Source organism: Methanofollis fontis (genome assembly GCF_004297185.1).
GTDB classification, from domain to species: domain Archaea; phylum Halobacteriota; class Methanomicrobia; order Methanomicrobiales; family Methanofollaceae; genus Methanofollis; species Methanofollis fontis.
Window position 1 is genome coordinate 15,739 of the sequence record NZ_PGCL01000006.1, and the last position, 12,370, is coordinate 28,108.

Below are 12,370 nucleotides of genomic sequence, written 5' to 3' on the forward strand. Positions count from 1 at the left end.
AGAGGGGGTAGCGGCTAATGACCGGAAAAACCCGATTCACATGACCTGAATCAGATCTCTTCTTTTCCGGACCTCTGTGCACGACGAACGCATCCTCACTATATATGTCTGTTCCTCTCACGCTCCGCCGGCACCGTCATAGCGCTCGATCAGGTCGGTCACCCGCCTCACATCGTCGCCCTGCTTTCTTGCCTCTGAGAGATAGACGTTGAACACCTCGTCGGTGACCACATGGAGGGTGGGCTTAAAGAGATCGGCGTGCATCGAGAGGTCGAAGTAGCGCGCCTCCGCCTCGCTGAAGCGGAGCGATCGGTACTCGCCGGTATGGGGCACATACACGGGATTTTCCTCATGCGGCGTCTTCAGCACCAGTTCTGCAAGCGGGGTGCGCGGGATCGGTTCGGCGACTGAGATGAACACGTCGTCGAGCATCTCCTCCTCGATAAACCCCTTTGTGGCCTGATAGTCGTCCTCGGTCTCGGTCGGATACCCGACGATAAAGCACCCGGCCACATGCAGACCGTGCTGGCGCGACGCCTCCACGGCATCATGCATCTGCACCGTGCTCACCCCCTTGCCCATCTGGCGGAGGATCTCGTCGCTCCCTGACTCGAACCCGAAAAAGAGCCATCCAATCGTGTACTTCCGGATCGCCTCAAGGATCTCGTCATTGATGGCGTCCACCCTGATATCGGGCGCCGATACATTCCGCGGCCCGAGTTCCTCTGCCAGCATCTCCAGGAGGGCGATGACGGCGCCGGTGTCCAGGTCGCCGTCATACCCATAGAGCGATCCCGTCCCCCCGGAGACGGAGAGGCGGACGGCCCCCTTCTCCCTGAACGCCCTGACCTCTTTGCGGATCTCGTCCAGATCCCTGCTCCTGATCTCCCTGCCGAAAAACCGCGGCACCTGACAGAAGGTGCAGGCCCCGATACAGCCCCGGTGTGTCTCGATATATGCGTTAGCACCCCTGATGCTCTGTTTTCCGATGGTGTCCGGGATAAGGGGCAGGGGGCGCTCCACCGATACCGGGAGGGCAGGGGGTGTCAGGACCACCCGTCCCTCCTCGCAGTATGCGATCCCCGGAAGACCGGGGTGCACGCCCTCCTTGAGGAGGCGGGGCACCGTCTCCTCCCCCTCGCCGACCACCACCGCATCGGGGCCGATCTCCCCCAGGATATACTCGGGATAGGCCGAAACCGGTCCGCCGACATAGACCGGACGCCCCGAGGCCCGCACCCCGGCGACGAACTCCCGTATTGCCGGGTCCATCAGGTGCTGGGTGGAGTAGAGGCTGAGGAGCACCGTTTCAGCATCGCCTGCCGCAAGGGCGGTGGAAAGCGCGACCTCGTGCCCGGCCTCCCGGACGACGCCGCCGATCAGCATTGCCCCATAGGTGGCGATCTCCGGTGAGATGACCACTGTCTTCATCATGGGATCTATCGGCCGCGTGGCACTTCAAGGATCTGATCAAAAAAGAGGGATGGGTTCAGGGACGCCGCCGGAGCACGACCACCGCACCGAGAATTGCCAGGGCGCCGAGGGCGGTCACCGGCAGGGCGGCGGACTGGGTGGTCGGTGGCGGTGTCTGGACGAGCTGGGCCGAGACCGGGGTGGTGGTGCCGGCGTTCACCGTGGCCGTCGTCGACCAGTCCGCATAGCCGTTGAGCTTCAGGGTCACCGTATAGCTCCCCACCTGGAGGGAGGAGAGGGTGAGGGGGGTGACGCCCTTGTTTGCATTGTTCAGGTAGACCGTGGCCCCTGCGGGCTCGGAGGTGATCTCCATCGAACCGGTGTCGGCGCCGACCGGCGTGAGCGTGGAGCTGACCGTCGACTGCTGTCCTGAGTTCACGTTCACCGAGGTGATGGAGTCCTGGTAGCCGCTGAGGGTGAGCTTCACCTCATGGCTGCCGGGCGAGACGCCGATGACCACGAACCCTTCGGGATAGGTCCTGCCCTGATAGGTGCCGTCCAGATAGATGTAGGCCCCGACCGGGTCTGAATACACGGCGATGGTCCCTGAGGTCGGCTGCGAGTCAGGGGTGAGGCTGACCGAGACGTGGGCCTGCTGGCTTGGATACACCCGCACGCTTCCGGACCATTCCTGGTATCCGGCCTTCTCGATCTCCACCACATGGGTGCCCTGATCGACGCCGGTGATCGTCTTCGGCGTGGTGCCCTGGTAGGATCCGTCCAGATAGACATAGGCGCCGGAGGGGCTGGAGGTGACATAGATCGACCCCTGCGACGGTTCGTGAGAGAGCACGGCATAGACGTTCGTCACGCCACCGGCGCTGACACCGGCGGACTGGGTGAAGGTGGTGTAACCGTCGAGGCTCACCTGCACCGAGTGGGAGCCCACCGAGAGACCGGAGATCACCTGCGGCGTCCTGCCGTAGTAGGACCCGTCAACATAGGTCTTCGCACCGGACGGGCTGGAGGTCACCGAGAGGGTGCCGGTGGAGGGGGGCACCGGCGTGGGTACCGGGTTCAGGGTGATATAGATCGTCTTTGTCTCCCCTGCCGCCGGATAGGATCCGATGGAGGTCGAAGAGGTGTAATACCCGTCCATCGTTGCCTTGGCGGTGTAATAGGGTGTGCCGGTGGTATAGACCGGGACATTCAGCTGCCCGCTGGAGATCTGCCCCTTGTAGTCGTTGTCGAAGTAGATCGATGCGCCGTCGACGTTGCAGCTCACCTGAATCCAGGCCTCGTCTCCGCCGATGGTGGCGGCCGAGACAGAGGCGGTCAGGAGGAGGAGCACCAGTGCCCCCCCGGTCAGAAGGAATGCCTTTCTGATCATGATGGATCAGGTATTGAGTACGGAAACTCACGATATATTCTTTGTTTTTTCTTCCTGCAGAACCGGGCCACCTCTGCCAGAAATGAATGGTTTTTCCGGTTACGGTGTGGTGGTCCTGGCGATCCGGCGGGCATAGCGCTCGGTGAACAGGGCAAGCAGTGTCGCACCGCCGCCGACGACCAGCAGACCCGTCCAGCCGGCCGGAACGGCGGTGCCGGCGGCGAGAAGCACGACCAGGTTGACCGGATTGCCCGGGACCGAGAGCACGACCAGGAGCACCGCCACCAGGGCAGTGGAGTAGATGAACTGTGCGCTCGTGCGTTCACGGTAATGGAGCGCTGCGATCGCCCCGATAAGGATCAGGGCCAGTGATGCCACTGCGACATGGAGGAGCACCGGGACGACATTGGCGATGGTGATGCCGTTGATGGCGAGCAGGATGAGCCATGCACCGGCCTGAACCGGGACGAGCACCCATGCGGCGAACACCTTGCCCCAGAGGATCTCGGAGAAGGTGAGCGGCGTCGAGAGCAGGGTCTCGAGGGTGCGGGCGCTGTATTCCTCGGTGATGAAGTCGATGATCAGGCTTGCCGAGATAATCGCCGGCATGAACAGCAGGAGAGGAACGAGCAAACCGTAGATGAAGATGAAAAAGCCCTGTCCGCCGCTTCCTGAAGGTATGGCGACCTCGATGGGGAGGACGTCGAGACGGTCGCTGCGGGTATCCCTGAGCATCCCCTCATAGGTCTCCAGCGCCTCCCGGATCCGGGTGCCGGTGACCGATGCGGAGATGTCGTTTTTCACGGTGTACAGGGTGATCTTGACGGGTTCGGCAGCATCGGGCGGGGTATCCGGCACCCAGACCGCGGCCGCCAGCTTCCGTTCGGAGAGGGAGGCCACGGCATCGGAGAGGTCCATGTGATGCACGGAGAAGCCTTTCTCCTCCAGAAGGCCATCGAGCGGAGAGTCCGCACCTGCATACCCCACAGCATACCCGCCGGCAAGACCGCCGAGCGAGGAGGGGTCGTAGAGGGTGGTCAACCCCACGACCAGGAACGAGGAGAACATGGCGATAAAGACCTGCAACAGGATCGCAAGCACGATCGTCCGCTCGTTCCGTATCCCCCTGAGTTCTTTTCGTGCGATTGTCAGGATATGTCGGGCGTTCATAGCGCACCCCCGATCAGTATCAGGTTATAGGCGGCATGAACCGCGGCGGCGAGCAGGATCGCCGGGACATAGGCGCCCCGCCCGCCCACCTTCAGGGCCGCCCCCACGATGAGGGCGCCGGCCGAATGGAGGAGGAAAGGCATCCAGAGCAGACCCACGCCCGAGAAGAGGACGGCGCCGAAGACCGACCCGGTCACCTGGGAGAGCATCGCAAACAGCAGGAGTTTCTCGCCGACCAGAAAACCAAGACCGGTTGCTGCGGCGGCGATGACCACGTTCTTCCAGGTGAATAGACCGGGTATCCCCCGCCAGACGGCGATGATCCCGATCGACTTCGCCGCCTCCTCGGTGAGCGCCGCCAGCAGGATCAGGAGCAGCAGGGACCAGGGCAGCGGGAGGTTGAAGAGCAGCACCAGGTACATCAGCTGCACCATGAAGACGAGGGGGATGGAGAGGGCGTTGACGGCGACGAGCGAGGCGAAGGGGTGGTTCCTGGACATCGCCGAGAAGATGAAGGAGCGCAGGCGCGAGGTGAGGCGCTCCTGGGAAAACAACCGCTCTTCATTGAAGTTCCGGGTGCAGAGCCAGAGTATCAGGGCCGTAGAGAGCCAGAAGAGGGCGGTGGCATAGAGATAGTCGGCAGCCGAAAACCCGCTCCCCCCGAACTCCAGCACGATCAGGGTGAGGGGGGAGATCAGGCTGATCACATGGACATTTGCGAACACCGAGGGGAAGAAGAGGTAGGAGGTCATCACCGTCGAGAAGAAGATGGAGAGAAAGGAGAGTTCCCGGTAACTCCGCGCCGTCATGCCGATGAGCAGCGCCGCCGCAAGGAAGAAGAGGATGACCGGGACGAGGGGGAGGAGCACGACGAAGGACCCGCCGGATACCAGGACGATCGCCGAACTGATGAGGATCATCAGGAGGAAGTACGGGAGCATCTTGCCGCAGATGATCGTCAGGGGACCGGCCGGTGTGGAGAGCAGGATCTCGCCCCGCCGGTCGGTGCGTTCGTTTGCGACCGACATCATGGCGAACTGCGAGGTGAAATAGAGGGGGAAAATAAAGACGAAGACATAGATGAGCGAATCGAAGGGGAGGGGCGGTGAGAGCTGGGACGGGGTCTTGAACTCCCCGAGGTCGGGCCCGTCTGAGAACATCCCGAGATATCTGGTGACGGTGCCGCTGTCCGCGGGTGCGGCGGCAAGATCCTCCCGCAGGTCCTCTGCCGTGACGGCGAGTGTCGCCGATGGCGTGGGCACCTCCTCGACCGGTCCTGAGGGGCGGACCGTATCGCCCCTCTGCACGGCGGAGATGATCTCCCCGCTCTCCGTCGCATCGAAGTCGAGTCTGCTCTCCACCTCCACCGTATCGATCCAGAGCGGATAGGCGGCAAAGAGGTCGCTCTCCCCGGTATAGACGGCACCCGTATAGTGGCGGTAGGTGGTGGCAAAGGCCGAGAGTGCCGCCCGCCCCTTCGCCGTCGGACCGGCGTGCGCCTCCCCTCCGACGACGATCAGGTCGTATGCGTCCGTGCCGCCGATCTGCCGGGGATCGGCGAGGGTCACGGAAAAGACGGTGTTCTCGGCGATGATCGCCGCCACTGCCTGATCGTCGGTGATCGCCGTATAGATGCCGTCCTGCAGGTGGACGCCGCTCTGGGCGGCAAAACCGGAGGCCAGAAGGAGGGCGACGAGCAGGACGGCGGTCATGGGGAGGACGTCCCTGCTCATCGTGGTGAGAGAGCGTTTTGTCTCCCACCGTGCAATGGTCAGGGCGGTACGCAGGCTGATCTGGATCGACTCCTGCGGGATCGTTTGACTGTATGGAATATGATTTATCCGGTGGCGATAAGACCCGATATAATGATCATCGCACGGGATCTGGTCAAGGACTACGGGACGTTCCGGGCGCTCGACGGGGTGAGTTTTGATCTGGGGGAGGGGGAGATCCTGGGCGTGGTCGGGCACAACGGCGCCGGAAAAACCACTCTCCTGAAGATCCTCTCCGGCCTCTCCCTGCCGACCTCGGGCGCTCTTTCCATCGCCGGAACCGATGTCCTCCGCCATCCCGGTGCCCTCAAACAGACCCTCGGCTATCTCCCCGAGGAGTCGCGCCTCTATGAGACGATGCGTGTCGCCGACTATCTCTCGTTCTTCGGTGAGATCTATGCCCTCTCCGGGGACGAGATCCGCAGACGGAGTGCGGACCTCCTCGCCTCCCTCTCCCTTGATGCAGGGGAGAAGCGGATCGGCGAACTATCCAAGGGGATGCGGCGGAAGGTGGCGATCGCCCGCTCACTCCTCCACGACCCCCGGTTTCTCGTCTATGACGAACCGGCGTCCGGCCTCGACCCGATGACCGGGCGGTTCATCGGTGATTATCTGCGGCAACTGCGTTCAGAGGGGAGGACGATCGTGCTCTCGGCCCACAACCTCTACCAGATCGAGGAGATCTGCGACCGCGTGATGATCCTCAGGCGCGGCCGGATCGAGGCCTTCGGGACAATGCAAGGTTTACGCGAGCGTTTCGGCTCGCTCACCTACGAGATCTATTTCAGCATATCCGACCCCGGAAACCTGGACCCCTCCCTCGCCTATTCGCGCGCCGAGGGTATCTATATGGCCTCTGCCGACGATGTCGCCGGCATGAACGAGGTGACGGCGGCCGTTGCGGCGGGCGGCGGGACGGTGGAGCGGATCGAGTCAAAATACCCCTCGCTCGAGGAGATGCTTGTCGCCGTCGGAAAATGATGGATTGAACGAGTTCAGGCGCATCGTCCGTCAAAACCCGGAACCCCCCGTCCGGTGCACCCTCTTGCTGGTGGACTCCGCCTCGCCAGAATGCCCGAAATAATGCTCTGATAGAACAAAAAACCATTCGATGGCGTCCCTGGTGCCGGATCATATGCTTCCCATGGAACTCCATGCAACGACACGCTGCCGCACGACAGAAAAACGACAACAAAACCAACGCAAGAATAAGAACGGGCCTGAAGGGATTTGAACCCCTGGCCTGCGGATTAAGAGTCCGCCGCTATGCCAAACTAAGCTACAGGCCCCTGTGGTTTGACCATACTATATTGGCTAAATTTTGATATAAAGGTTGTGGCGATGGTTAATTATTCAGAGAGATCACACGATGTTCAGATGGCCGATGCAGCTCCTCCCGGATCGCCCGGGAAGATAAAATACCTCATCTGTGGCTGCGGGAGCACGGGATATAACGTTGTAGAGGAACTCTACAAGGAAACCGACTCAATACTTATTCTCGATAAGGATGAAAAGCGGGTCGAAGACCTGCTTGATCAGAAATACGATGCAGTCGTCCGTGATCTGAAGGATCCGGACCTTTTCGAGGATCTGCCAGTTCCAGAAGTCATATTCGTCCTTTCAAACGATCGGGATGCAAATCTCGCCATTGTCAGGGCCGCCGAGGACACCTATCCCTCCGCCCACCTGATCGCGCGGGCGACGGATCCGATGAGCAAGGACATGCTCGAAGATGCCGGTGCCGACGTCGTTCTCTATCCACAGGAGGTCATTGCAAAAACCGCCGTGCATCGTGTCCGCCGTCTCTCGGCGGCACGCATTGCACGCAAACTCTACACCCTCCTCGGTTCATGGGAGGGGACGCTGGGGATCGTGACCCATACCAATCCCGACCCGGACTCGGTCTCGAGCGCCATGGCGCTGGCGGCGATGGCGCGGGATGCGAGCGACGGAAAACTGAAGGCGCGCATCCTCTATGACGGCAATATCGGTCACCAGGAGAACCGGGCCTTTGTCAACCTCCTTGACATCACCATGGAGCGGATCACGCCCGAGGTCCTCGGCGAATGCGAACATCTCGCCATTGTCGATTCATCGGCGCCGGGCGTGAACAATGCCCTTGACCGCGATGCCCGCGTGAACATCATCATCGATCACCACAAGAACGGCACCCACGACTCCACCACCTCCGATTTTGTCGATATCAGGCCTGGAATGGGGGCGACCGCCTCCATCATGACGCAGTACCTCCAGGAACTCGATATCCCGGTGGACACCAAGGTGGCGACCGCCCTCCTCTACGGCATCCGGGCGGACACGCGGGACTTCAGGCGGAACACCTCGCCGCAGGACCTGAACTATGCCGCCTTTCTGCTTCCGCTCACCGACAGGGATATCCTGGACAAGATCATGTCTCCGGCCGTCTCGCAGGAGACCCTCGATGTGATCGGGAACGCCATCCGGGGGCGGGAGGTCGTCTCCGGCTACCTCTTCACGAATGTCGGCTACCTGCGCAACCGCGACGCCGTGCCGCAGGCGGCGGACATGCTGATCAACCTCGAAGGGGTGAACACGGCCCTCGTCTACGGCATCACCGACACGAATATCATCTTCTCCGCCCGCAACCGGGATATCAGGATTCACATCGGCAAGGTGCTCGAGGAGGCCTTCGCCGGTCTCGGCGAGGCGGGCGGGCATGCAAATATGGCCGCCGCATCAGTGCCGCTCACCTACTTCTCGATGGTCAAGGACAAGGAGGACCTCCTCGACCTGATCATCGACCCCATCCTCAAGCGCATCCGGCGGATCGTGGGGCTCGAGAACGAGGCAAACCATGAGGTTTGAGGACTGGGAACCCTTTTATACCGAGATCCTGGATTATTTCTCGTTTGATCGCGCCGGCGACGAGGAGGCCGCCCGCATCCTGGACACCCTCCTCGACCGGGACGACTGCGCCGCCCTCGCCGCCCTCTGCGCCGGGCGGACCGTGACGGTCTGCGGGAACGCCCCCACGCTGCCCGCAGAGATCGGACGGATCGAGGGCACGGTCTTTGCCGCCGATGCCGCCGCCGACCTGCTGTATGCCAGAGGCATCAGGCCGGACGCTGTGTTCACCGATCTCGACGGGGCGACCGACGCCTTCGAGGAGATGAACCGTGAGGGCACGGTGCTGGTCGTCCACGCCCACGGCGACAACATCCCCCTCCTCCGCCTGCGGGTGCCCCGGTATGCCGGTCCGATCGTCGGCACCACTCAGGCCCGCCCCTTCGGCCGGATCCATAACTTCGGCGGTTTCTCAGACGGTGACCGCGCCGCCTTCGCCGCCCATGCCCTCGGTGCGTCGCGGGTGGTCCTGGTCGGCTTCGACCTCGACGACCCGGACGTCGATCCGGTGAAGCGGGGCAAACTCCGGTGGGCCCGCCGCCTTCTCGCTCTCCTTGGCCATGAGATCTGATGCGGTGATCCTGGACGGGTATGTGGACGAACCCGCCTGCTTCGGCGTCCCGCCCTATATCTCCCCCTATATCCGCTACTGTGCCGGGGTGCTCGCCGAGCACGGGCACCGGGTGCGCTACACCACCATCGACGCCGTGCGGGCGGACCCCGCCATCCTGCAGACCTTTTCCGATGCCGCCGTCCTGCTGCTGATCGCCGGGATCACCGTGCCGGGCAAGTACCTCGGCGGCACTCCGGCCAGCCTGACCGAGATATCGCAGATCGGCATGCAGGTCCGTGGCCCCCTGAAGGTGCTCGGCGGACCCATCGGCTTTGGATACTCGCCGGCAGGGGGAAAAAAGGCGATCCGGGCGGCGGCGGCCGGTTTCGATCATCTCCTGCACGGTTCTCCGGCAGCATCCCTCGACTCCCTCCTCTCCGGCGGGGAACCGGCAGTGCGGGGGGATTATGTGGATATCGACCGCTGGAGCGTGCTGGGTGCGGGGGTGATCGCCCATCACCCCCTCTACCCGCGGGTGATGATCGAACTCGAGACCGCACAGGGCTGTTCCCGTTCGGTCGGGGGCGGGTGTTCGTTCTGCACCGAACCCTTCTACGGGGCGCCGCGCTACCGCTCCCTCTCCGGGATCGCCGCTGAGGTGGAGGCGCTCCATACTGCCGGCGCCCGCCACTTCAGGCTTGGCCGCCAGCCCGACCTGCTGGCCTACGGCACCGGCGGCAGCGCCGAGTTCCCAAAACCCCGCCCCGACCTGCTCCAGGACCTCTTCACCCGCATCCGCAAAGCCGCCCCCGATCTCCTCACCCTCCAGATCGACAACATCAACCCGGGCACGATCGCCCGGCACCAGGAGGAGAGTCGGGAGGCGCTGGCGGCGATCGTGGAGGGGCATACCCCAGGCGACGTCGCCGCCTTCGGGATGGAGACCGCCGACCCGGAGGTGATCCGGGCAAACAACCTCAAGGCGCAGCCTGAAGAGGTCAGGCGGGCGATCGAGATCGTCAACGAGGTCGGGGGTCGGCGCCATGACGGCATCCCCCACCTCCTGCCCGGCTTGAACTTCGTCTGCGGGCTTGCCGGCGAGACCGGGGAGACCTATGAGCACAACCGCCGCTTTCTCCAGGGGGTGCTGGATGCCGGTCTGCTCGTCCGGCGGGTGAACATCAGGCAGCTGATGCCCTTTGAGGGGACGCAGGCATATGAGGAGAACACCCTCGGACAGCACGATGCCGCCTTCCGCCGCTTCAAGGAATGGACCCGCACCCATTTTGATCTGCCCATGCTCAGGAAGGTCTTCCCGGCCGGAACCCTCTTGCGGGACGTCGGGGTCGAGGTCGGCGGCAGAACGAGTTTTGGGCGGCAGATGGGTTCCTACCCCATCCTGGTCGGTCTCCCCCTCGATATACCGGTCGGCACACCCCTCGATGCCGTTGTCGTCGGTCACGGCATGCGCTCGGTCACCGCCCTGCCGGTGCCGGTGCGGATCAACACCCTCCCCGTCTCCGCCCTCCGGCAGATCCCGGGCGTCGGAAAGAAGGTGCTGCCGCGGCTGATCGCACGCCGCCCCTTCAGGGGGGTGGCAGAGTTTCAGGCACTGGTCGGCGAAACACCGGTGGAGCCCTATCTGACATTTGATTGAGGTGCACTGATATGAACGGGGGTATTTCTGTATTCAATCGGTATCTGCACCCCTCACGCCTCTTTGATCTCGAGCATGGTGAGCACATCGGTCCTGGTCACGATCCCGACCAGTTCTCCACCCTTTTTCACCGGGATCCGACCGATCCCCGTCTTTGACATGATCTGCATCGCCTCGGTGAGCTGGGCCGTCGGCGGCAGGGTCACCACATCGCGGCTCATCAGGTCGCGCACCTGCATCGCCTCCCGGTCGATTGCCGGTGCGGCATGGATATCCCCCAGGGTGATCATCCCGACGAGCGTCTCGTGCTCGACCACCGGAAACCCGAGATGCTTGGTATCATACATTAGCCGCATCACCTCGGAGACCGGCATCTCCGGGGGCACCGTCTGCACCGGCGTGGACATCACGTCCCCGACCGAGATGTCCCTGAGCAGGTAATTATAGCGCACCATCGTCGCCTCCTGATTTGCCCCGATATAGATGAAGAAGGCGATGATGATCAGGATCGGGTTGAAGACGAGAAACCCGAAAATACCGAACAGGACCGCAAAACCCCGCCCCACATCGGCGGCGATGCGGGTGGCCTGGTGGAGGGGCATCTTCTTTGCAAGCCATGCCCTGAGCACCCGCCCCCCGTCCATCGGAAACGCCGGGAGGAGGTTGAAGGCAAAGAGGATCAGGTTGAGCAGCGCCAGATAGCCGAAGAAGAAGATGAAGATCCCGCCGGTCTCCGGGGTGATCTGTCCTGTCCCGACGAGGGCGGCGGCGCCATAGGTAAGGGCCAGAGAGATGAGTCCGATGACGAACGATGTCAAGGGTCCGGCGAGCGCCATCGGGAGTTCAATCTTCGGATCGGGCGTTCCTTCCTCCATCGAGGCCACCCCGCCGAAGATGAGCAGGGTAATGGAGTTGATCTTGATCCCCTTCGATCTGGCCACGATGGAGTGCGCAAGCTCATGGACGAGCACCCCGGCAAACAGACCGATGGCGACGGCCGTACCCAGGATATAGGGGATCCATCCGCCGACAAATGCGGTCATCGTGATCTCGACGCCGAAGGTTTCTGCAAGGAGTTCGGTCGTCAGGGCGATCTGGCTGCCGATGATCCATGCGAACAACGGTACGACGATGAGAAATGTCCAGTGCAGATAGATGGGAATCCCGAATAAATGCCCGATTCGAAAGGATCCGTTCATGGAAAATGATAGTCTTTTTATCGTTTATAGTCTATACCATGAACCGATCACGATGAAAACCCAGGTCACCGAGCTCTTTGGAATGAACGTCTATACAGACAAGGCGATATATGTGGGGGACGTGGACGATGTCCTGCTCGATATCGACGGAAAGAAGATCGAGTCGATCGCCGTGGGAAACCTGAACCCTGAAATTGGCGATACAAAGGGCCACCGGGGCTATCTGATCCCCTTCAGGATCATCAAGGAGATCGGGGACATCATTATTGTCCGCCATATCTCGGCAGCCTTCAGGAGCAAAAAAGAGGAAACCCGCTCCTGACCCCAGAAGTC

General features: G+C 62.3%; 10 protein-coding genes and 1 tRNA gene. 5 read left to right on the top strand and 6 right to left on the bottom strand.

The genetic code is table 11. The features are described from left to right. Positions 1 to 117: 117 nt before the first annotated feature. The 4 genes from CUJ86_RS10640 to CUJ86_RS10655 all read right to left on the bottom strand — a co-directional run bounded on the left by CUJ86_RS10640 (position 118) and on the right by CUJ86_RS10655 (position 5,685). Complete coding sequence (locus tag CUJ86_RS10640) at positions 118 to 1,434, bottom strand: methyl-coenzyme M reductase glutamine C-methyltransferase (protein WP_268878253.1); 1,317 nt, start codon at positions 1,432 to 1,434, stop codon at positions 118 to 120. 55 nt (positions 1,435 to 1,489) lie between these two features. Continuing rightward, entirely contained in the window at positions 1,490 to 2,803 is a 1,314-nt protein-coding gene (locus tag CUJ86_RS10645) for a PEGA domain-containing protein (protein WP_130647565.1), read from the bottom strand. A 99-nt stretch (positions 2,804 to 2,902) separates the two neighbouring features. After that, the gene (locus tag CUJ86_RS10650) at positions 2,903 to 3,973 is read right to left on the bottom strand and encodes an ABC transporter permease (protein WP_130647566.1); all 1,071 of its coding nucleotides are present in this window, start codon (positions 3,971 to 3,973) and stop codon (positions 2,903 to 2,905) included. Further along, positions 3,970 to 5,685 carry an ABC transporter permease family protein gene (locus tag CUJ86_RS10655; RefSeq protein WP_235855666.1) on the bottom strand — a complete coding sequence of 572 codons (1,716 nt, stop codon included), beginning with the start codon at positions 5,683 to 5,685 and terminating at the stop codon, positions 3,970 to 3,972. Before CUJ86_RS10655 ends, CUJ86_RS10650 begins: the two co-directional genes overlap by 4 nt. A gap of 153 nt (positions 5,686 to 5,838) precedes the next feature. Between CUJ86_RS10655 and CUJ86_RS10660 the strand changes: the two genes are divergently transcribed. Further along, positions 5,839 to 6,726: an ABC transporter ATP-binding protein gene (locus tag CUJ86_RS10660; protein WP_165394887.1), complete on the top strand. Its 888-nt coding sequence runs from the start codon at positions 5,839 to 5,841 to the stop codon at positions 6,724 to 6,726. A gap of 234 nt (positions 6,727 to 6,960) precedes the next feature. Here the strand turns inward: CUJ86_RS10660 and CUJ86_RS10665 are convergent. After that, positions 6,961 to 7,034, bottom strand: a tRNA-Lys gene (locus tag CUJ86_RS10665). Between the two features lie 88 nt (positions 7,035 to 7,122). On the opposite strand from CUJ86_RS10665, the gene CUJ86_RS10670 reads away from it, so the two are divergent. Genes CUJ86_RS10670 through CUJ86_RS10680 form a run of 3 tightly spaced genes read left to right on the top strand, consistent with a single transcriptional unit; the run spans position 7,123 to position 10,838 of the window. Next, a complete protein-coding gene (locus CUJ86_RS10670; protein ID WP_235855667.1) occupies positions 7,123 to 8,589 on the top strand; it encodes a DHH family phosphoesterase in 1,467 nt (488 codons plus the stop codon). After that, positions 8,579 to 9,199 (top strand): 6-hydroxymethylpterin diphosphokinase MptE-like protein, encoded by a 621-nt coding sequence (locus tag CUJ86_RS10675; protein WP_130647569.1) that lies wholly within the window; start codon positions 8,579 to 8,581, stop codon positions 9,197 to 9,199. The genes CUJ86_RS10670 and CUJ86_RS10675 overlap by 11 nt, the downstream gene beginning before the upstream one ends. Further along, positions 9,189 to 10,838: a radical SAM protein gene (locus tag CUJ86_RS10680; protein ID WP_130647570.1), complete on the top strand. Its 1,650-nt coding sequence runs from the start codon at positions 9,189 to 9,191 to the stop codon at positions 10,836 to 10,838. The genes CUJ86_RS10675 and CUJ86_RS10680 overlap by 11 nt, the downstream gene beginning before the upstream one ends. A 53-nt stretch (positions 10,839 to 10,891) precedes the next feature. Here CUJ86_RS10680 and CUJ86_RS10685 read toward each other — a convergent pair whose 3' ends face one another. After that, on the bottom strand, positions 10,892 to 12,037 hold the full coding sequence (locus CUJ86_RS10685) for a CBS domain-containing protein (RefSeq protein ID WP_130647571.1): 1,146 nt from the start codon (positions 12,035 to 12,037) through the stop codon (positions 10,892 to 10,894). Positions 12,038 to 12,089: 52 nt separating this feature from the next. Between CUJ86_RS10685 and CUJ86_RS10690 the strand changes: the two genes are divergently transcribed. Beyond that, positions 12,090 to 12,359 (top strand): PRC-barrel domain-containing protein, encoded by a 270-nt coding sequence (locus tag CUJ86_RS10690; protein ID WP_130647572.1) that lies wholly within the window; start codon positions 12,090 to 12,092, stop codon positions 12,357 to 12,359. The last annotated feature ends 11 nt before the right edge of the window (positions 12,360 to 12,370 follow it).